This is a genomic window from Shewanella sp. VB17 (assembly GCF_013248905.1).
GTDB lineage: Bacteria > Pseudomonadota > Gammaproteobacteria > Enterobacterales > Shewanellaceae > Shewanella.
In genome coordinates this window covers 1935274-1955803 of record NZ_JABRVS010000001.1, presented here as the reverse complement: position 1 = coordinate 1955803, position 20530 = coordinate 1935274, and the positions used below count along the sequence as shown (strand labels likewise).

25 protein-coding genes are annotated in these 20530 nt (G+C 41.8%); 9 read left to right on the top strand and 16 right to left on the bottom strand.

Going from position 1 to position 20530, the window contains the following annotated elements:
• Positions 1–152 precede the first annotated feature (152 nt).
• Together HQQ94_RS08330 and HQQ94_RS08325 are read left to right on the top strand one after the other, a co-directional pair.
• A complete protein-coding gene (locus tag HQQ94_RS08330; protein WP_173293976.1) occupies positions 153–1949 on the top strand; it encodes a terminase large subunit domain-containing protein in 1797 nt (598 codons plus the stop codon).
• Positions 1931–2956: a phage portal protein gene (locus tag HQQ94_RS08325; protein WP_173293975.1), complete on the top strand. Its 1026-nt coding sequence runs from the start codon at positions 1931–1933 to the stop codon at positions 2954–2956. Before HQQ94_RS08330 ends, HQQ94_RS08325 begins: the two co-directional genes overlap by 19 nt.
• Positions 2957–3011: 55 nt before the next feature.
• Here HQQ94_RS08325 and HQQ94_RS08320 read toward each other — a convergent pair whose 3' ends face one another.
• Positions 3012–3521, bottom strand: a complete 510-nt coding sequence (locus HQQ94_RS08320) for a hypothetical protein (protein ID WP_173293974.1) — start codon at positions 3519–3521, stop codon at positions 3012–3014.
• A complete protein-coding gene (locus HQQ94_RS08315; protein ID WP_217274016.1) occupies positions 3511–3885 on the bottom strand; it encodes a hypothetical protein in 375 nt (124 codons plus the stop codon). Before HQQ94_RS08315 ends, HQQ94_RS08320 begins: the two co-directional genes overlap by 11 nt.
• Positions 3886–4039: 154 nt before the next feature.
• Between HQQ94_RS08315 and HQQ94_RS08310 the strand changes: the two genes are divergently transcribed.
• Positions 4040–4291 carry an ogr/Delta-like zinc finger family protein gene (locus HQQ94_RS08310; RefSeq protein ID WP_173293973.1) on the top strand — a complete coding sequence of 84 codons (252 nt, stop codon included), beginning with the start codon at positions 4040–4042 and terminating at the stop codon, positions 4289–4291.
• Between the two features lies 1 nt (position 4292).
• Here the strand turns inward: HQQ94_RS08310 and HQQ94_RS08305 are convergent, their stop codons facing one another.
• Entirely contained in the window at positions 4293–4472 is a 180-nt protein-coding gene (locus HQQ94_RS08305) for a hypothetical protein (protein ID WP_173293972.1), read from the bottom strand.
• A 164-nt stretch (positions 4473–4636) separates the two neighbouring features.
• Here HQQ94_RS08305 and HQQ94_RS23070 point away from each other — a divergent pair, with 164 nt between their 5' ends.
• Genes HQQ94_RS23070 through HQQ94_RS08290 form a run of 3 tightly spaced genes read left to right on the top strand, consistent with a single transcriptional unit; the run spans position 4637 to position 5643 of the window.
• Positions 4637–4915 carry a helix-turn-helix transcriptional regulator gene (locus HQQ94_RS23070; protein ID WP_173293971.1) on the top strand — a complete coding sequence of 93 codons (279 nt, stop codon included), beginning with the start codon at positions 4637–4639 and terminating at the stop codon, positions 4913–4915.
• A complete protein-coding gene (locus tag HQQ94_RS08295; RefSeq protein ID WP_173292462.1) occupies positions 4863–5129 on the top strand; it encodes a hypothetical protein in 267 nt (88 codons plus the stop codon). The genes HQQ94_RS23070 and HQQ94_RS08295 overlap by 53 nt, the downstream gene beginning before the upstream one ends.
• The gene (locus HQQ94_RS08290) at positions 5104–5643 is read left to right on the top strand and encodes a hypothetical protein (RefSeq protein ID WP_173293970.1); all 540 of its coding nucleotides are present in this window, start codon (positions 5104–5106) and stop codon (positions 5641–5643) included. The genes HQQ94_RS08295 and HQQ94_RS08290 overlap by 26 nt, the downstream gene beginning before the upstream one ends.
• A 467-nt stretch (positions 5644–6110) precedes the next feature.
• Here HQQ94_RS08290 and HQQ94_RS08285 read toward each other — a convergent pair whose 3' ends face one another.
• The 11 genes from HQQ94_RS08285 to HQQ94_RS08235 all read right to left on the bottom strand — a co-directional run bounded on the left by HQQ94_RS08285 (position 6111) and on the right by HQQ94_RS08235 (position 11998).
• Entirely contained in the window at positions 6111–6563 is a 453-nt protein-coding gene (locus HQQ94_RS08285; RefSeq protein ID WP_173293969.1) for a hypothetical protein, read from the bottom strand.
• Complete coding sequence (locus tag HQQ94_RS08280) at positions 6560–6817, bottom strand: PapB/FocB family fimbrial expression transcriptional regulator (protein ID WP_173293968.1); 258 nt, start codon at positions 6815–6817, stop codon at positions 6560–6562. Before HQQ94_RS08280 ends, HQQ94_RS08285 begins: the two co-directional genes overlap by 4 nt.
• Positions 6801–7028, bottom strand: coding sequence for a hypothetical protein (locus HQQ94_RS08275; RefSeq protein WP_173293967.1), 228 nt, complete (start codon positions 7026–7028; stop codon positions 6801–6803). The genes HQQ94_RS08280 and HQQ94_RS08275 overlap by 17 nt, the downstream gene beginning before the upstream one ends.
• Positions 7015–9351, bottom strand: a complete 2337-nt coding sequence (locus HQQ94_RS08270; RefSeq protein WP_173293966.1) for a replication endonuclease — start codon at positions 9349–9351, stop codon at positions 7015–7017. The genes HQQ94_RS08275 and HQQ94_RS08270 overlap by 14 nt, the downstream gene beginning before the upstream one ends.
• Positions 9351–9614, bottom strand: a complete 264-nt coding sequence (locus tag HQQ94_RS08265) for a hypothetical protein (RefSeq protein WP_173293965.1) — start codon at positions 9612–9614, stop codon at positions 9351–9353. Before HQQ94_RS08265 ends, HQQ94_RS08270 begins: the two co-directional genes overlap by 1 nt.
• Entirely contained in the window at positions 9611–10222 is a 612-nt protein-coding gene (locus HQQ94_RS22320) for a hypothetical protein (RefSeq protein WP_217274015.1), read from the bottom strand. The genes HQQ94_RS08265 and HQQ94_RS22320 overlap by 4 nt, the downstream gene beginning before the upstream one ends.
• Positions 10219–10497, bottom strand: coding sequence for a hypothetical protein (locus HQQ94_RS08255; RefSeq protein ID WP_173293964.1), 279 nt, complete (start codon positions 10495–10497; stop codon positions 10219–10221). Before HQQ94_RS08255 ends, HQQ94_RS22320 begins: the two co-directional genes overlap by 4 nt.
• A complete protein-coding gene (locus tag HQQ94_RS08250) occupies positions 10497–10742 on the bottom strand; it encodes a hypothetical protein (protein WP_173293963.1) in 246 nt (81 codons plus the stop codon). The genes HQQ94_RS08255 and HQQ94_RS08250 overlap by 1 nt, the downstream gene beginning before the upstream one ends.
• Positions 10743–10807: 65 nt before the next feature.
• Positions 10808–11167 carry a hypothetical protein gene (locus tag HQQ94_RS08245; RefSeq protein ID WP_173293962.1) on the bottom strand — a complete coding sequence of 120 codons (360 nt, stop codon included), beginning with the start codon at positions 11165–11167 and terminating at the stop codon, positions 10808–10810.
• A gap of 23 nt (positions 11168–11190) precedes the next feature.
• Entirely contained in the window at positions 11191–11724 is a 534-nt protein-coding gene (locus tag HQQ94_RS08240) for a phage regulatory CII family protein (protein WP_173293961.1), read from the bottom strand.
• Between the two features lie 67 nt (positions 11725–11791).
• On the bottom strand, positions 11792–11998 hold the full coding sequence (locus tag HQQ94_RS08235) for a DNA-binding protein (protein ID WP_173293960.1): 207 nt from the start codon (positions 11996–11998) through the stop codon (positions 11792–11794).
• A gap of 81 nt (positions 11999–12079) precedes the next feature.
• On the opposite strand from HQQ94_RS08235, the gene HQQ94_RS08230 reads away from it, so the two are divergent.
• From HQQ94_RS08230 to HQQ94_RS08220, 3 genes are read left to right on the top strand one after another with little or no spacing between them, the layout of a single operon-like run.
• The gene (locus HQQ94_RS08230) at positions 12080–13090 is read left to right on the top strand and encodes a helix-turn-helix domain-containing protein (protein ID WP_173293959.1); all 1011 of its coding nucleotides are present in this window, start codon (positions 12080–12082) and stop codon (positions 13088–13090) included.
• A 26-nt stretch (positions 13091–13116) separates the two neighbouring features.
• Positions 13117–14487, top strand: a complete 1371-nt coding sequence (locus HQQ94_RS08225) for a WYL domain-containing protein (protein ID WP_173293958.1) — start codon at positions 13117–13119, stop codon at positions 14485–14487.
• A gap of 3 nt (positions 14488–14490) precedes the next feature.
• Entirely contained in the window at positions 14491–15516 is a 1026-nt protein-coding gene (locus HQQ94_RS08220) for a tyrosine-type recombinase/integrase (RefSeq protein ID WP_173293957.1), read from the top strand.
• Between the two features lie 358 nt (positions 15517–15874).
• Here the strand turns inward: HQQ94_RS08220 and HQQ94_RS08215 are convergent, their stop codons facing one another.
• Both HQQ94_RS08215 and gcvP read right to left on the bottom strand, forming a co-directional pair.
• Positions 15875–16933 carry a RelA/SpoT domain-containing protein gene (locus HQQ94_RS08215; protein WP_173293956.1) on the bottom strand — a complete coding sequence of 353 codons (1059 nt, stop codon included), beginning with the start codon at positions 16931–16933 and terminating at the stop codon, positions 15875–15877.
• A gap of 519 nt (positions 16934–17452) precedes the next feature.
• The gene (gene gcvP, locus HQQ94_RS08210) at positions 17453–20356 is read right to left on the bottom strand and encodes an aminomethyl-transferring glycine dehydrogenase (RefSeq protein ID WP_173293955.1); all 2904 of its coding nucleotides are present in this window, start codon (positions 20354–20356) and stop codon (positions 17453–17455) included.
• Between the last annotated feature and the right edge of the window lie 174 nt (positions 20357–20530).

Here is a 20530-nt window from a genome sequence, read left to right as displayed (position 1 = left end):
GCGAGTTGAATTGCGGTTAGCACTGAGCAAAGTTATCGTCAATTCGGATAGAGGCTTAATCAGAATTGAGCCGAATTTAAGTGCGTTCTACGCAATGCACAAATGAATACACTGATGCCATTGACCCACGTTATTCATGATTAGCGAGCTTAATGGCCTACTCTCCCGAAATTCGAGAAGCTGCAAAACGGCTGTATTTACGTCGACATACGCCAGATGAGATCCGCGACGAACTCGGCTTACCCAACAACCGTATTATTTATTTTTGGGCTGAAAAATATAGCTGGCGCGATATGCTGCGCGAAGAAGAAGTGGACGAAGCCATCGCCCGCCGTATTGTGCTGTTAACTGATATTGCTGATAAGTCGGGAATGCAGATAAAAGAACTCGACATGCTGATTAATCAGCATGTAAAGCTCAAAAAGCAGCGCGCAGTGCTCGAACGTGGGGATGCTGAACAGCAAATTCCGTCACAAGGTAAATCACAGAGCAAAGGCAAAACGAACAGTTCAGATAAAGCCGGTAACAATAAAAAACCTCCTGGCCGTAAAATCAAGAACGATGTATCACACCTCACGGCTGAAGATTTCGACATTTGGGTTGATAGCCTATTTGAATATCAAAAGTTGATGCGAGCGGTAAAAAATGACCCTGCGATGCCGCGAACACGTAATGTATTGAAGTCGCGCCAAGTGGGTTTTACCTACGGCTGTGCTGGTGAAGCATTTGAAGATGCTGTGCTAACGGGTGAAAACCAAATATTCATTTCAGCTACACGCGCTCAGGCTGAGGTTTTCCGTTCATACATTATAAAAATTGCCCGCCAATTTTTTGAGTTAGAGTTAACCGGTAACCCCATCGTATTAAGTAATGGAGCCGAACTTTTCTTTTTAGCAACCAGCTCTAATTCTGCTCAGTCTCGATCTGGCAATGTTTACGTTGATGAATATTTTTGGATAAGGGATTTCACTAAAGTTAGTGCGGTTGTTTCCGCCTGTGCGACACAAACCCGATTTAACAAAACCTATTTTTCTACACCTAGCGCCAAGAATCACCCTGCTTACCCTTTCTGGACGGGCGATCAATGGAAAGGCGATAACAGCTCTCGCCAGTTTGTTGAATTCCCATCTGACAATGAGTTGAAAGATGGCGGGAGAATTTGCGCCGATAAACAGTGGCGTTACATCATCGATGTTGAAACCGCTGTTGCTATGGGCTGCAATCTTATCGATCCCAAAGAGCTGCAAGAGGAGTATAGCCCGGAGGTTTATAGCAACCTCTATATGTGTGTGTTTGTCGATGATACCGCCTCGGTCTTTAAATTTAACGTGCTCACTAAGTTGATGTTTGATGCCAATAAATGGCAAGACTTTAAGCCGCTTGATGCTAGGCCGTTTGGTAATCGTGAAGTTTGGCTGGGCTATGATCCATCTCGAACTCGTGACAATGCATGTTTAGTCGTCGTGGCCCCACCCATTGGTGATAAAGAAAAGTTTAGGTGCCTTGAGCGACATTATTGGCGCGGCCTGAATTTTCAACATCACGTCAATGAGATTGAAAAAACCTTTGCGCGTTATAACGTCACTTATTTAGGCGTCGATACCACGGGCATAGGCGCAGGTGTTTGGGACACGATTCATGATTTACACCCTCGTGAAGCCACGGCCATTCACTACAGTAATGAAAGCAAAAATCGCCTGGTATTAAAAATGATAGATGTTGTCGAAGGTAACCGCTTGCAACTCGATCAAGACATGAAAGATTTACCCGCCGCATTCATGGCAATAAAGCGCGGCATGACTGGCAGTGGCAACATGATGACATTCAAAGCCGACCGCTCTGACAAAGTGGGCCATGCTGACGGTTTTTGGGCATTGAGCCACGCCATCATCAACGAACCACTCAACCATTTACACAAAAGGAAATCAACATGGGCGATGCAAAGCTAACAGCCGCTAACGACGCAACCATAGACGAAACAGAACACACAAGTAGCAATGGCACTGTGGTGTTTAGCATGCCTGAAGCCGTGATGCCGAATATGTGGTTGACGGATTACGACTCACTGCATTTTAATGACTATGATCGCTATTGGGAGCCGCCAATCGACAGAGGATTGTTGGCCAACTTGCCTCGGCGTAACGCCCAGCATGGCGGCATATTACAAAGCCGAGTTAACATGGCTGCTAGCCGTTTTATCTCTGGTTGCATGACAGCGCAGCATGTTGAAGCTGCATTTACTAATCAAATCATGTTTGGTGATGTGGCGCTGCTTAAAGTTCGCGATGGCTTTGGCCGTGCCTTGCGGTTGTTTCCACTGCCCAGTTACCGGACCCGCGTGGCAGCAGATGGCGGCGCTGTGGTGCTTGAACGTGACGACCAGCTTAAACGCTATAAAGCAGCTGATATCGTTTGGGTGCGCCAGTATGATCCGGTGCAGCAAGTGTACGGCTTGGCCGATTATATCGGCGGTATGCAAGCTGCACTACTCAACGAAGACGCAACTTTGTTTCGCCGCAAATATTTTCTAAACGGCGCCCACATGGGTTTTATCATGTATGCCACCGATCCCAATTTAGACCCCAAAGTTGAAAATGAGATTAAGCAGAAAATTCAAGACTCTAAAGGCGTGGGCAACTTTAAAAGCCTGTTTGTCAATATCCCCAACGGCAAAGAAAAAGGTCTGCAAATAATCCCTGTCGGTAACTTTGAATCAAAAGATGAATTCAGCAATGTCAAAGCGGTTAGCGCGCAAGATGTATTTAACGCGCATCGATTTCCCGCAGGCCTAGGCGGTATGATCCCAACGAACGCCGCAGGATTTGGCGACCCGACCAAGTATGGCGAGATGTATTTTAAGGCCGAGACTAAACCGCTGATAAACAAAATGGTTGATGCTATAGCGCGAGATCCCGAAATTGGCGGCAGATTGAAATTAGTGTTTGATTTGGAGTGAGTAATAATCCATGTAAAGCCTTAAAAATAAATATAAGGCCTTACATAGGTTTTATTCAATCAATGCTTTCAGGAGTGATAAACTCATAAGCAATTCTAGGGTCAAAAGGTTTGCTCAACTCAGCACTTTTTGACAAGGATATTATTTTTTCAGGATCGACATCTGATAATAAATTTAATGTTTCTTGTGTGTAGAAAGATTTATTTAGTACGACCCACTTATCTATATTAGTTTTATCTTCAGTCTCTGACGTATAATTCATTAATGCCATTGTATAAGCTGTTTTTTCTTCCTCAACGCAGCGTTCAGAGGCGATTCTCGATACAACTAACAAAATGATTTTTTGTTTTAATTTATCTTGAGCATAAAGCCAATCACTTTTAATCGACGTTAATTCTCGCTTACTTAACTCCATACAAGCCCCGGTCTTAGACTCTAGAGCTGAATATGTATTATTCATGTTATTTAACAGCGTACTTTCATCATAGGGCCAAGATACACCTACTGAATTAAAAGATATTAACGCTATTGCACCTAACAACAATTTTGCTTTTTTATAGTGCATTCGAAACACACCTCCAAAATTTTCGCTCTTCACCGACAGAATATAATTCAGCTTGAGTGGCAATAAAAAATAACCTTTCTTTTTTGACTAATTCTATGCCATTAACTGCATCTGCAAATGCTTGCCACTCGTAGGTACGAACATTGTAACTAGCAGAGGCTGTCGCAACTCCCAAGAATGAATTTTTTCCGGCAAATATCTGAAAAAATGGCACCATACTTATAATTTTACTAAGAATGCTGGACATATCCAAAACGTTGTTCATGTCTTTTATTGCATCCTTAGCTCTACCTGAAGGAGTAAACTTACCAACATTACAAAAATTCCCTTTCACAAATACCTCAATACATATATTCATAGTCATAAAGTTGCATGGTAACTGATTAAACTTTCAGAAACAAATTCACATATGCTCATTAGTACACTGTTTAAAAAAACAGTGGATTGGCGTACACTCTACTATATTGACTATTGACTATAAACTGTAGCTATTAGCGTTCATCGATTGGGAGATTGTGATGCGAGTTCATTGTAATGTGTGTAACGCAAAAGCGATTATCGGTAAAACAAATCGGCTGACGATGGGGCATGCCGATTTATATTGTTCATGCACTGACCCTGAATGCGGCCATACGTTTGTGACTAATTTAAGTTTCAGTCACACGTTAAGCCCCAGTGCATTAACATGTAGCGCCCTTGTGTCTGAACTGGCTAAAGCGATGGATCCGCAGCAGCGCCAGCAATTACAACAAGAGCTAGCCCTAATGTAGCTCAGTTCATTGTTGAGCGTGAAGTAATCTCAGCCTCTAATGCGGCGTTCATATCTTCGTCTTTTTTTGCGTCTTTTATAATATTTGCGATAAGTGACACTGCGATGTTTTGGTCTAGTGCAGTACTTCGCGTATCTAGTGAACGTAATACAAAATCAACCTGCTCAATATAGATACACATCCCCAATTCCTCCAGTTAATAAGGCCCGCTCGGATCATATCAGGGTGCACGTCAAAAAAATTAGACTAATTGTATATGTAATGATACAAATGTGACTTCACTAAAAACAATAACCATACACTCGTAACAAATATAGCGAGTTGTAACTCACACGGAAGGGGTTTATGCAGTCAACACAGGACATAGTTAGAACTATCAGATTGTCGCAAAAGCTTAGCGTTAACCAATTAGCCACTAAACTGGGGTGTTCAAGGCAAACAATATACAATTGGGAAGATGGAATTACAGAACCTAAATTGTCTCAGTTCTTACACTTATGTATGATGACAGGGTTCAACTCCAACAATCTATTAACAAAAACGATATTCAAAAAAGATAAGGAAAAGGATTATGCAGATCCCGGCAAATATTCCAACATATGTAAACACACAGATGACAAGTAACTCATTGTCTATTAATGACAAACCTAGTCAGTCAAAAGAAAATGTTGTAGATTCAAATTTACCCCAACTTTCTGTCGGCGGTGGCATTGCAAGGCCTAAGCCAAATATCATGGCCCAAGAATCGCTCCACAATTCAGTGAATAATGACGATAGCCCATTAACCGTAGCCAATAATAGCGACAATGATAATGGAACAATTTCAATTCTCGTTTAATGTAATTTCGTGGGCGATCATGTTGGTCGCTTTTGGGATTAGTGCCCGTTCCCCAAATATCAGATGGCTAATAGGTACACTAACATTAGTTAAAACATTAGACATCGTTATATTAGATGTCATTTTAACTTGGGGAGCATTCTATTACGTGGCAATAAGCCTGCTCGACTTAACTGTTATTTTATTAGTCATCTACCGACAGGCTACCGCCAATTGGGTTGCAGCCAGAGAGTGGGGAATACTCAGTAAAATAGCGCATTACTCCAGTAAGTATTACCAATTCACCAGTAATGAAATGTCCATCATAGGTATTTTATGCCTCTCTATCATCATTAACCTGTTTTCAGCTATTGAGCAAGGGATCAGACATTATACTGATTTTAACCCTATGTTCATTTATGACACCTTCCCATATCTTAAATTTGCCTTATCTGGACTGCTGTTAATGGCGCTCATTTCAGTGGCTATCGATGCCGCAAAAAATTACTACCAAGACAGACAATCGTTTAGATAGCGGATAAGTAAGGCTAGTGAACTAGCCTTTACTCCCATCATCTTGTAAGAGATCTCTCAACCTTCTATAGATAAAACACCATTGAAAAACACTTAACAAACTGTTTAAGAAGGGATAGCTAGATAATTAAAAATAAAATATTAAATAATTTCATAAAAAACGTCCCAGTTCTGCTGTATTGACTATAATTTGTTACTTATATCAGTAAATGATAATTATTCACTGTAACGGAATCGCATTATGGAAGATTTAATAAGCAACCTAGGGACGCCTGCAGACAAATTAAAAAAGTACCAGGCATGTGTGAATGAGTTTGACCAACTCAATTTTGATGACGTATATGTTAAACAAATACGTAGTGAGTTGGCCTCATTAGAAAAAAATGTATTGAATTCATATATGTACTATATCTAGCCAACAAATTGAATGTTTAGCACTTACAGCATTTGTTGTAAGCGTTTTTTTATTCAATCCAGTAATTTATTTGCCCACACAACCATAGAAACCCTAGGCTCATTCCCCACGCTAACAGCGTGTCCTAGCCCCGCTGGGATCGCCATCCAATGGCCCTGCTTTTCTTCGACTGGTTCATTATTGATTGAAAACCGTGAAGGGCCGTAACTGTCTAGTCGACAAATATAAGCAGTTGCATCCCCATAGGCGTTATCAATGTGATTAACCACGAAATCCTCCGGTTCAAATAGATGAACTCTTGCTTCTACCACCTCATAACCCTCAAACATGGACCGAACGTCTTGCGCCAGTGTCGATTTTAACAATGAGAAACCTGCAAAATGATGATGGTCATCCATCACTATTGGTCTCATTGCGTTTAGTGCCTGAGCGATATACCAACCACAATTGGCTTTAGATAGATTTAATGGTTTTTCAACACTAGTTAACCCATGTTTTTTATTCATTTGTGTGCCTCACTATATTTCAGTGCCAGTTCTGCCGCTCGATTTAATTTTCTTAGCGCCTCGCTAAAATGCTGCTGGTCAACGTGATGACGCCAATAAGCATGTTTTGCGGGTAACCCATCCACTAAGTGAGCTTTTAAAGCATTAATTTTCGCCTCACTGGTTATACGGGTCATGTTTATCAGGGCATCGATACCGGACACAGTTTCGTGACCAGGGAATAAGATAACTTTGGTTTTAGATCGATTTTTCATGTTGACCTCTTTTATTACGGCGCACTGCAACTAGATTATTTAATACGGTTCGGCACTGCTCACGCTCACCGTCTGGCAGAGCATCTAGCCATTGACGAACAAGTGCACGATTGCAGAAATCCAACTTTTGTTTGCAGCGTTGATACCTGGCTAAACATGCCTGCAAATGAATCTGGTCATTGTGGCTAGCGTTAAGGTTAGAACAATTCATATTCGTTATTTTCCTCTGGTTCATGCTCAGGCCATCGCTCGGACTCTGATGTTATTGGCGTATTAAAGCTGTGCTCGTATTGCTGCAATTCAATCACTTGTTGCAACTGGTCCATTGCAAGTTGGTGATGCTGACGCGGCATATCCAGCAGCCATTGGTCAACATCCCCATCGTGTTCACCTTTAGCATCGAGCAGCGACCAAGCTTCTTTGCGCAATTGCTTATTTATCGCGGCATTATTATCTCGGTTAGCCGCATCAATAAGTTGGTCGGTATGGCTGTCGCACCAATCGCCCTCACTTTGCGCGCTGGCGTTCGCTGGCATTGGTGGCTGTTTGCTGCTAATTAAGATGCCATTTCGAAGACGAACATATTGGCTAACACCATTAACCGCATTATCAATCACTGCGCCTGCACGTAAACGTTTAATGCTGTCGCGCTCGAGTCCCAACTTTTTAGCCTCGGTCATTAACTGTCGGTCGTGATCACTCAAGGTTTGAGGCTGTTTTTTCACCTGCGTACAGTTATTGTCAGAACTCCAAGGTGCGCGGCTGTCGCCACTTTTAGAAGCAAGATCAAAAGAAGAGTCAAGAGCCAAATCAAACGCATCTGGTTCGCTGCTGTCATCGCGCGGCGCTCTAATTTCCCACCCCTCGAGACGGGTGTTGATTGGTGTGTGGTTTTCACGCGACATCACCCCCATGATTTTGGTGACATCTTCGCCATAGAGATTGGCGGCTTCATTCACCACTTTGGCTAGCTGAATGGTGCGATCGGCACGTTTACAACTCGCCCCACCCATCACTTCAATAAAGCGTTGCCAGTTACTTGAGTCTGCCGCGCTACGAGCTCGCTCTAATATTTCATCGCCTTCAACTTCTTCTCGTAGTCTGCGCAGCTCACGCCATACTGTGACCGAGGGCCCACCAATTTGCTGAAACTGTCTGATATTCCATGTGCTAGCCCATGCGGTCACACCATCTGCGCCATGCTTACCCGATGACTCCGCCTCAAAGTCACTGTTGACGTAGGCACCATCAATGTTTTTAGCGATGTATTTGGTCAGATAACCCGTAGCGCTGCCCTGCTCTGGATCGATAGTTTTAAAATCAAAACGAGCACGATAGCGTTGATAGTCGTTTTCAATATCGTGGGGAGCTTTACCAAAATCATCTAAATCATGCTCAAGCGCATAATCGCGAATAATGCCACGCCCTAGCGCTAATTGTTCGGGGCGCATAAACAGCACCATATGCCAATGTGGGGTGCCATCGTGATGCGGCTCTACCACCCGAAAACCAAACAGGTCGACATTATTACGCGCTAATTTACTGCGAGCCTTGGCCCATTGTTGGCACAAATACGCTTGAGTTTGTTTTGGGTTGGCGCCGTCATATTTTTTATTTGAATAACACGGCCCTTGTTTACTCTTTTTCCATGAGTGGTAGCGACTCGGTGAGGTGATGGTATAGAACTCGGCAACGTAACCCGTGTCGATGGCAAGTTCTTCAAATCCACGCATACGCACCATGAGTTCGGCGCGGCGATTTTCAGGGTTAGCCACCGATGCAGCCACGGCTTCTGCAAGGCTAAGCTCTAGCCCTTGTGCTTCGTTAACCACGAGCATTTGATTTAACCATGCCGCTGCGGCCTGTTTACGCTGTTGGTAGGCCTTTAAACATTGATAGGAAACATAAGCAGACACGCCAGCGCGTACCTTACCTGTGACTATGGCGGCGTGTTCTTGATATTGACGAAATGTTTTATCCAGTTTTCGCAGCCACCACGACTCATCAGTTAATCGGGCAATGGCACCTGCAATGGCGTTATACATCCGTGGGTCGTTATCAAACTCCCCTTTCTCCTTACGCTTTTGGTAATGCTTAACACTGGGCATTGGTGGGCTAAAGCTCCACATGTCGGCAGGCTGCTTGACCCGATTAACGAGCTCTAATGCGTCAATTTGTGTACTGCCGTATTCGGTGGCGTTATGCAGTAATGTCGAACATCGATTAGCCCATTCGTGGGCTATGGCTGCACGGCGTACATCGGTTTGTAAATGCCAAATGGGTATTGGGAATGTGTGCAGCATGTCATTAACCGCGATTACCCGTTTACGCAGCCAGATGTTGGCATTGCGTTTAGCGCGAGGTTTGTCCGCGCGCCACTTATGTAAATACTCCTTAAATAAGCTGCGGGCCACCTCATCCGGTAACCCGTCAAGCTGCCTTTTCGACCAATTAAGATCTGCTTTATCGGAAACAGTCAAAAAAATAGCCGAGAGATTAATCCCGGCTTGGCGTTCGAGTTGCTCGAAATCCATCACAACCCCTCGATGCCATGAAACGCATGAGCTTTAGTGAGTGTTCGACGGATCCCTTTGGCTAAATTGGTAAGGTCGTTACCCAGCGCTTGCCAATACAAACAATCAAGTGCACCGCAATATTTAGCAATATTCACTAGGCGCGCATTGTCGATCACGCTATCGTTATCAATCAGTATCTTGATTTCACCAACAAGGGATTGTTTATTGCCGCGATAATGGCTCAAGATATGTTCAAAGGCGGCTTTGTTTGCTTTGCTCATAAACCACCCTTCTTTTTAATTTCACGAGCAAGGCCTCTAGCAAGTTGAGCCCATTCAAAAGCATCAGCCTTCATAAATGGAATACTGTCCCGATTGCCATTCCAAAATGAAACAAGTGCAGCATCTTTGGATATTTCTAACTGCTCTAAAGCGAATTCACGAATAAAATACAAGTTAACAGCCTTCATTTTGCTGATAGCCGTGTAGTGTCTAAATTCCTCTAGCGGGGTTAAAACAAAATCTTTTTTGGTATCACAGACTGGACCCGCTGTAGGAAATAACTCGCATGACCTAATGTCTCCCCTCACTTCTTTTTCCAAAATGGTCATGCTAGTTGCACTTGGACTAACTCGTAGTTTTAACTCAACCGTTTCTGTAAAATTTTCCGCTTCATTTTCTTTCACTTCTTGAATACATGTAGGGCACGCAGCAGAGCAAGTTTCACTGTCAATTTCATAACCGTGCCAACCGTCTTTAGCTGCGCTATTAATTGCATCCCCCACTGTTCTTTCTCTTTGAACATAATGAGTGTTCGCACACATGAAACAATTGATAGCAAAAACAGTGAGCACTTCAACTTCGGTTGGATCAACATTAAATAATTTCATTTAAGCGCCCCTTCTGACTGAGATTTTTTAATTGCTGCTAGCAATAGGAAATAAAGAGCGCTCAGCGACTCATCAACAAAATCCCCCTGCAGCACAATGTTTGATAGAGAACGCATTGCAGAGATGGTATTTAAGTGATAATGAGCAGTTGAAAAAAAACCATCCTCAACAGCCTGATTAAATCCATCGAGGTGAATTTTTAGCAACCGTAAAAAACAGCGATTGTCTAACTCCGCGATATAACATGCGTCTTGGCTCGAATTATCAGCACTCATTACGCCACCTCTTGCATTTGTATTTGGTTTACTCGGATCTTATTGCGGAGAGCTATTAAGCGGATGTTAAGTTGTGATGCGACGGGCAACTTTGCCACCTGAGCAATTTCAAGCAGCGATTCGAGCACTGACTCGACAATGGTCGGCTCACACGAGAAACCTTTTAAATACAGCGAGGCGATAACGCGATTAGCTTCGTTGCTAACAACCTGATTTATTGATAAGCTTTGCGGTGTTGATTTCATATTAATCCTGTCTGGTTTAGTTTGAATTGATGTGGCCACATCCGGTGCAAACGAATGTGGCTTTTTTATGCATGTAATTTACGGTTTGCTTTAACGCTGAATTGGTCACGGCTTAATAAACTCTCGCCAAATGACTGGCCTAAATTTCTAAGGGCAATAATCGATAAGCGGATCTGCTCACGTTCTTCGAACGTCATGCTTTCTAGTGGGGTGTTAATGTGAGAACTGGGCTTAATACGGGCACCAAACAAAATCATCGCTTTTTGTTGGTCAGTTAATTTGTTGTATTGGGCTGCTGCAAAGTTTCTACCCAACATGGCTCTAATATCATTAAAGCGCTCGCTCAACGTGGGAGACTCAACATCATTGGCCGCGTTAATCACTGCGGGCATTATTGCTGATTCATCTTTTTTTAATGTATTCATTATTTATTCCTTTTATAAAAGCCTTACATCAAACCCGGTATAGGCATCGCTTGCAGTGCATCACTCGCAACGGTTAGCACTGGGATAGCTTGAAATTTCTGTTCTACGTCATGCACGAATATCGCAAGCTCGGTCATCACATAACTGGCGCGTTTTAATGTTTCATGCCGCATACGCTCGGTAATTCGTTTTGTTACTTTTACATCTAATGCCAGCGAACCTAACTGAGCGACATTGGCGCTAATATCTAACGCTCGGTCGGTTAACTCGGTTTTATCAGCACAACTCAACGAATCTAACGATACCGATGGCGCACAATTGAGATCTAACAACACCCCGTCAACAATGCAGCGATTACCAGTTACTCGTGATATCTGCACCAGCTCGTGCACCGTAAGTTGGTGCGGTTGTTCTAAACACAACTTGTTGCGTAGCATTTGTGAACTGTGAAAATTTGCGGCCTCTGCGACCTTTTTTAAATTCTCATCATGTGCAAACTGACGGACAGAACCATTCACATGACGGTTTTTATGTTTACTCGTATCATTTTCATACATAGCGGCAAAATTCCTTTTTGCTAATATTCAATTGAAGAGAAAAATAGTCAAAGTGATAGTAAGCGGATTAAGCAACTAAACACTGCTCATCCGCTTCTCTCATTAACGCTAACATGTTGATAAGTGGTTTTTCTTGTGGTTTTAACTTGGTGCGGATAGGCAAGCGCCCTTCCCTTACCATACAACGAATAGTATTGATCGGCACTCCAGACAGCCGAGAATACTCTTCAAATGATACGAATGGGCTAGCAATTTGATAAGCAGATCTGGTCATTTAGTGTTACCCTCTATTCAATTGTATTTGGTGTTGAGTAGTGTCTAAGGCTACTTAACAGTATCGTCACTTGGTGAGATAATGATTGATCAAACAGATAGCGAAGTCAACAAAAAACAGAATTACATTCAAAATGAAACATTAGACCTTTTAAATGTTGAGGGGGGGAAGGTTGTAATAGACAGGCTTTTACATATTTTTAATTTACGAAGTAAAGTAGAACTATCGGGGATAATAGGTGTTTCACCTGGTTCTATCGCAACCTGGCAAACACGTTCAACAGTTCCATATGAACTGTTAATACGCATTCATTTAGCGACAGGAATTTCAATTGAGTACCTTCTTTTTGATACTGTGGTTGGTGATATTAACGTTATGCAGTTTTGTCCCAACCCTACTACGACACCAAGTTACGCAACTATAAATCAAAATTTAAAGTATTTCAGATACCCCTTAGGTAAACCTGCTCACTATGATGGCGGTTCCCAAATAATTAAACGTCTGATTCAAATATTAAAATTTAATAACAGGACTGAATTATCTAATGCTACATCTGTAAGCATAGGTACTTTGTCTACTTGGCAAACACGAAAAGTTACTCCGCATGAGTTGCTTTGCAGAATCCATTTAGCTACTGGTACATCTATGCATTATTTATGCTTCGGTTACGAGTGGGAGGATCGCAAGGTTCAAGAGAATACAGTAGCACCTGCAATTAAAGATAATTTGTCTGAGCAAACTTTAACTAACGGTGTACAAGCCTGTAGCAATACCTACTTACTTGAAAACGGCAAATTGACTGCCAAAACTAAGTATATTGCCAATGATTTCTTTTGGTTAAATATAGGGATTTCCCCTTCTACTGACGCTGTGGCCATAACCAACAAGGCTTCATATTTCATCGATAAAAAATCTTCGACAGTAACAAAAGGTATGTACCTATTTTCAATCAATGACGTATTCCAAATAGGTGAGTTACAGCAATTACCAGACAGCAAAGTATATTATGTCGATGGATCAGACAAATACCCTATAGATCCAAATACAACAACAGTGCATGGTAAGGTGGTTTCAATTTTAGAAAGCGTTTAAATAAAAATAAGTTCAAAGGATTTAAAATGAATCATTCCCATTTTTTCAACGAAACAGGCAAATACACAGCTAAACGCATGCCAGCTCCCAAAGGGACCTCTGTAAAATTTAAAGATGTTTCAGACTTATTTGAACTTCGTGCTGACCTACAGGATTACAAACCCTCTACCGTTGAGCAATTTATCACAATATATAAACGTTGTTTCGATTCAGCATGCGCTTATGAAGTTGAAGTTGAGCCTTTTGATGCTGTTATTGAGTCAAACCGTAATAATTTCCTCGGTACTAACTCTTGGCTTAAAAAGTATTGGTCTGACTTTATTGATATTTATGACCCCGATGTACTAGAAGATGAATATGAATGGTTCGTCATTAACGATAATGTCGCTAAAGCATTTATCAAGGCGGGTATTGCCAAAAAGAAAGAACTTGTTGATGATGAGGATTGGTCAAATTTTTTTTCTAATTATAAACTCTCAGAGCTAAAAACCATTGTAAAACCATTAGGCATTAAAGTTAGTCAAAGTAAGCCATCACTAATAAAAGAGTTAATTAATTATCAAGAAAATAATACACCGTTATTTCCTCTCCCTATTGTCATAAAATTCTTACCGACTTTAAATACACTACTAAAGAGTCTACAACAACAATATATAGCGGACTTATCCTTATCTTTTGAAAACTTTGATTATCCCAGAGAATTTAAAGCAGCAGTATGGCTTGATGTCATTGATTGCAACTTTAACAATTACATAGTCACAGAACTCGCAAAAGATATTTTACTTAGCTTCAGCGATATTGATGGTGTTATTGATAAACCTTCTACTGTAGCACCCAATACATCATCTTACTCTACCCAAGAGTCAACTGACTCTTTAATTGATATTGCAACCACATTAGAACAGTCAATTGTTATAGTTTTTGATTATGTTGATTTTAAGAATGAACCTAGTTCACGAGAATTCAGATTGGATAAACTAGTTCAAAACGAATATACCTACTTACATGGCTTTTGCTTTTATAAAAATGCAGCAAGACAATTTAGGATCGATAGAATTCAAGGTGACATCATAATTAAGGACACTGGTGAAGCAATACCTAAAGAAGACATAGTAAGTTACTTGGGAATAAATCACCCAAACCCTATAATAAAACCCAAAACAACAAACTCGATAAAAAGCATTAACACGAGAGATAATTATGACAACTCTACTTTAAACGTTGACTCATTAGACAGAAAAGTAAGCCTACTTTTAGGTATTGGTGTCTTTATTATGCCAATCATTTTTTCTTGGTTCACACTTCGTAAAGGTCACTCTATTCGTTCGAAAATAGTTTCTTTTAGCTGGCTAGCTTTAATACTTCTAGTAAATTACCCAGATAACCCAAGTAGTTAACTAATGTCTATTAATAATACTAAAGACGGTAGTAACACGCCTTGGAAACTCGACTTACGTACCAATGGCCGTAACAGCAAGCGCATACGAAAAACTTTTGCCACTAGAGGAGAAGCACTTGCCTATGAGTCATATATTTTAAAAAAAGTCGAATCGAAACCATGGTTGGGTGAAGCAGTCGACAACCGTAAATTATCTGAATTAATAACTATATGGCATGATTTACACGGTCGCCAACTAGTGAAACCTGAACAACGCATGACTAAACTTAATATGATTTGCGATGGCATGGGCGACCCTATCGCTAACAAGATAACCGCTAACGATTTTGCTCATTATCGGCAAATGCGCCTGGATGGTGAAATTGAAGATGCCCAAGGTAATAGAAACAAAGTAAAACCTAATACGGTTAACCATGAACACGCATATTTAAACACTGTGTTTACGACACTTAAAAAGCTGGGAGAATGGTCTTTACCTAATCCACTTGAGGGGATAGAACAATTTAAAATTGATGATATTGAATTGGCGTATCTGTATCCAGAAGAGATCCCACTCGTTTTAACCGAATGTGGCAATGCCAAGTATGAACACTTAAAAACTATAGTCATGATTTGTTTAGCTACTGGGTGTCGATGGTCAGAGGCGGAAGGATTGCGCGGTAGCCAAATAGCCCACAACCGCATCACCTTTGTTAAAACCAAAGGTAAGAAAAATCGTACCGTCCCCATTGCACAAGAATTAGCAGATATATTGCCCCACGTTCGCGGTGCATTATTCAGACCTTGCAGAAAATCATTTGAACAGGCAATCAAGCGAACTGGATTAAATTTCCCTGAAAGGCAGATGACTCACATATTACGTCATACCTTTGCCAGCCATTTTATGATGAACGGTGGCAACATATTAGTACTCAGAAACATACTCGGTCACTCTGATATCAAAGACACCATGCGTTACGCCCACTTCGCCCCGAATCACCTAGACGACGCCATCACCAAGAACCCAATAGCAAGACTGCTGAAATGAAACAACATCAGAATAAAAGTGTCCACCAATTGTCCACAGAGGACACAGCTTACCGTCAGGATGAATCACAACCCATCACCTAAGCCTTTGAAAATTATGTAAGTTATTGTTTTTATTACCCCACGACTAGGATGTAGGCTTTTTGGACGCGGGTTCGAGCCCCGCCGCCTCCACCAATTAAAACAAAAGGTTAGCCGAAAGGCTAACCTTTTGTCACATCTGAATGGCGGCAAAGTGGCGGCAGAGAAAAAATACATTGCCTAAACTGCGTTAGTTTTTGTCCACGGATGAGCCAACAATAACTTTTTAGAGCTACAAACCTGAATCTTGCTATTGGCATTAGACCAATTTTAGTAAATTAGCTGGCGAGTGATTTATTAAAAATATAGTTATAACTTGAGTATACTTTTTTGATGTTTTTCACGAACTCATCGGTGTCAGCAAAGTAATTAGGGTAAGCTGTTTTGAGATCGCGAACTGATGCAGCAGAGACCAAGACCACGTCTTTTGTTACATCATCACGATGTTTTATTTCAAGTTTATTGTAATAATTTGTAGCTTCATCAAGTTTACCTTTATCAAATCTAGTGTGGATGACAACCCTATCGGAAATATCAAGCAGCAAAACAAAATATCCAGCCTTTTTTTCTACTTTTTCAGTTAGCGTTTTAGTAGCAACTTTAAAAGCAGTCAAACGTTCAAACAACTCCAATATATTAATTAATTTGTTCATTTCCTCATAAGTGTTAACTTCTTTGAATCTTGACTCAACAATACAATTCTCTAGTCTAGCGAACTCAACACTTATGAATTTGAAAAGTTCAAGCCACTCTGAATCACCACTGCTAGCTTTCAGAGCTTGATTAGTGAAAGTCCCAACAACTTCAACAGCGGTTGCCCATGAATGCTGAATTTTACTTCTAATCTGCAGCTCAACCAGCATTCCAATATATTTTTCTTTACTACCGTTATATTTGTAAATCAAATGAATTCCTCTATAACCTGATTCTTTTGGGGATTCAATATAATTGTACTCTTTATAAAATATATTTTTTGTTCTACTCTTCACCAATGATTTACAAACTTTGTTAACTTTTTTAACATCGCTTAGCACAGCTCTACAGCCTGCAATATCTTGCATCCTACTCAGGCTCATGTTTTGTTCACGAACTATTTTTTTAAATATTGATTGAACACGCTTTAATCTTTGTACAACCAAAGGGTTCTTATCAATTTTTATTGAATTTTTTCTAAGTAGATCAAGCATTATTTGCATAGGAAATGCGTGAGACGATCTCCAATTATGAAAAATAGGAATTGCATCTGTGAATTCGTCACAGTTCAAGTCAGCTTTGAGTAAGCTATTCCCTGCTTTTTTAACTCTTTCTTTAGAATATTTTGGTTCTATCCATTTCATGGGTATTTATTCCCTTCGCTTCTTCCTAAAATCACTGGCCATCCTTATCTTGCTAAATTAAGAGTAGTTCAAAATGATTCTATAGCGATGTTTAGACCAGAGATGAACTCAATAGAAACGATACGATACCTTCCCTATCCACCCATTTCAGTTTTAAAACAATTTAAATATATGTTTTTAATGGATTTAGTAATTGTAATGAAAATAGCGCTTTCAATAAAAACCTCACGGAATTTAGACGTATCTCAGAGCCTATGCAGGTTTCACCATTCACAGCCCTAACCTTTCCCCTTTGTTGTTATCAAGTAAAACTGAAAAACACTGAAATAGGGCGAGGAAGAGTGCGGATCCCGTGACGCAAAGGTTCTGAGTGATTAATTACGTGGCTCAGTCCCCTTCTTTTACCTCGAAGTTGTATTCTGGGCATTAAAAAGCCCTGAGTGTTCAGGGCTTAATGTTAGATTGGTTGGTTTACTTAGTTAGTCAGCCGCCACAATCACAAGGTCGGCTAAGCAGCCGTTATTCGTAGTCAGCGATAGGAATACAAGCACAGAATAAATTCCGATCCCCATAGACATCATCAATACGATTAACCGTTGGCCAAAACTTGTTTGCTTTGACTGCTGCACTTGGGAACACGGCCACTTCACGACTGTATGGACGCTCATCAAAAGCAGGATCCATGATGTCGGCTAAGGTATGGGGCGCATTGTGCAGTGGGTTGTTATCACCTGGCCATTCACCAGATTCAACCCGTGCCACTTCGCCGCGAATTGAAATCATGGCTTCAATAAACCTGTCGAGCTCAACCTTAGATTCAGATTCTGTTGGTTCAATCATTAAGGTACCTGCCACAGGAAAGCTCATGGTTGGCGCATGGAAACCATAATCGTTCAAACGTTTGGCGATATCCATCTCTGTGATACCAGAAGACTCTTTTAGTGGACGTAAATCGATAATACACTCGTGAGCAACGCGATCATTACGGCCAGTGTAAAGCACCGGATAATACTCAGACAGCTTCTTCATTACATAATTAGCATTAAGCAGCGCTATCTCTGTCGATGCTCTTAGACCTTGCTTACCTAACAGCTTGATGTACATCCAAGTGATAGGCAAAATACCGGCACTGCCAAAAGGAGCGGCAGAAACGGCGCCGTTGTTGTCAGAGTCTAACCCCTGCTTAACCACTGCATGACCCGATAAGAAGGGAGCAAGATGCTTTTTAACCCCGATAGGACCCATACCCGGACCACCGCCACCATGTGGAATCGCAAAGGTCTTATGTAAATTAAGGTGAGAGACATCAGCACCAATAAAACCTGGTGAGGTTAACCCTACTTGGGCATTCATGTTTGCACCATCAAGATACACTTGACCACCATGCTGATGGATAACATCACAAATTTCACCAATCGTCTCTTCGTACACGCCATGAGTCGATGGGTATGTGACCATGATACAAGAGAGGTTATCGGCAAGCTCAGCCGCCTTTGCCTTCAACTCTTCCATGTCAATGTTACCGGCTTTATCACAAGCGGTAACCACCACTTTCATGCCTGCAAGCTGAGCAGACGCGGGGTTAGTACCGTGAGCAGATGATGGGATTAAACAGATATTTCGGTGGGCTTCACCGCGAGACTCGTGATATTGCTTAATGGCAAGCAGACCAGCATATTCACCTTGAGAGCCAGAGTTTGGTTGCAGTGATACGGCATCGTAACCTGTGATATCCACTAACCATTCTGTGAGCTCGCTGAGTAATTGCGCATAACCTTGCGCTTGATCTTGTGGGCAAAATGGGTGCATGTTACCAAATTCAGGCCAGGTGATGGGGAGCATCTCTGTGGCGGCATTGAGCTTCATGGTGCATGATCCCAATGAGATCATTGAATGATTCAAGGCTAAATCTTTGTTTTCGAGACGTTTGATATAACGCATCATTTCGGTTTCGCTGTGGTAGCGATTAAACGTCGGGTGGGTCAAAATAGCATCGGTTCGATTAAGCCCCGTAGGGATAGAGATAGTGCCCTCGCCTTTAACTTGAGCTGCAATAACTTGAGCATCAAGAGCAGTAACATCAAGTCCATGGCCTGCGCCTAAGATCACATCAAACAATTGAGCCACATCTTCACGAGTGGTCGTTTCAGCTAAACTGACCCCTAATACTTTGCTTGAGTCGACGCGCAAATTGATACCAGCGAGATCAGAACGCTTAACAATCGCCGCGACATCTAACCCTTTTATAGAAATGGTGTCAAACCAAGTACTGTTAACCAGCTCCACCCCTTTAGCAATAAGGCCTGTGGCAAGAATATCTGTTAGACGATGAATACGTTCAGCAATCGTCCTCAACCCTTGTGGGCCGTGGAATACTGCGTAGAAAGATGCCATGTTGGCTAACAATACTTGAGCGGTACAGATATTGGAATTGGCTTTCTCACGACGGATATGTTGCTCGCGAGTCTGCATTGCCATACGTAGTGCACGATTTCCGCGAGTATCTTGAGACACCCCAATAATACGGCCAGGTAATGAACGTTTGTGCGCATCACGAGAGACAAAGAAAGCGGCATGTGGACCACCAAAGCCCATCGGCACACCGAAACGCTGAGAATTACCAAATACGACATCGGCCCCCATAGAACCTGGTGACTTCAGCATCACAAGCGACATGATATCCGCAGCCACTGACACTATGACTTTCTTTTCACTCAAAGCCGCAAAAAGTTCAGTGAAATCAGAGATCTCACCATAACGATTAGTGTACTGGAACAAGGCACCAAATAGCTCATAATTAACGGCTTCAGCCGCTGGACCGACAACGATGTCGAAACCGAAACATTCAGCGCGAGTCTTAACCACATCTAATGTTTGTGGAAATACATCATCTGCCACAAAAAAAGTATTCGCTTTCTTTGCTTTAGACACGCGCTTAGCCAATGCCATCGCTTCAGCTGCTGCGGTTGCCTCATCCAATAGTGATGAAGAAGCGAGATCTAGACCGGTTAAATCCATTGAGAGTTGCTGAAAATTAAGAATCGCTTCTAAACGACCTTGAGCTATCTCAGGCTGATATGGCGTGTAAGCGGTGTACCAACCTGGATTTTCAAGCACATTACGCTGAATAACCGCTGGGACTTCGGTACCTGAATATCCCATGCCAATGTAGCTTTTATAAACCTTGTTTTTCTCTGCTATACCCCGGATATAAGCAATACCTTCGGCTTCGCTTACATGATCACCAACGGCTAAATCACGATTAATACGAATCGACTCAGGGACAATTTGTGCTGTCAATTCAGCTAAAGATTCTGCTCCGACGTAGTTCAACATATCTTGGCGCTGTTCACTATCAGGGCCAATATGGCGACTGAGGAAGAGATCGTGCTGCTCAAGTTGAGTAAGAGTTTCAGTGGTCATGATAAACCTAATTCCATATTTGCCAGTATCCGCCTGTAGGGGATCAGGTACCGGTCTCGTTGCAGTGTATGATAGCTAAATAACTTCTGGGGGCTGATAAGAACGACATTGGCTCAGCGAATGAGCGAACAAAGTCACTTAGCTATAAACAAGGCTAGTTAATAAACACTAGCT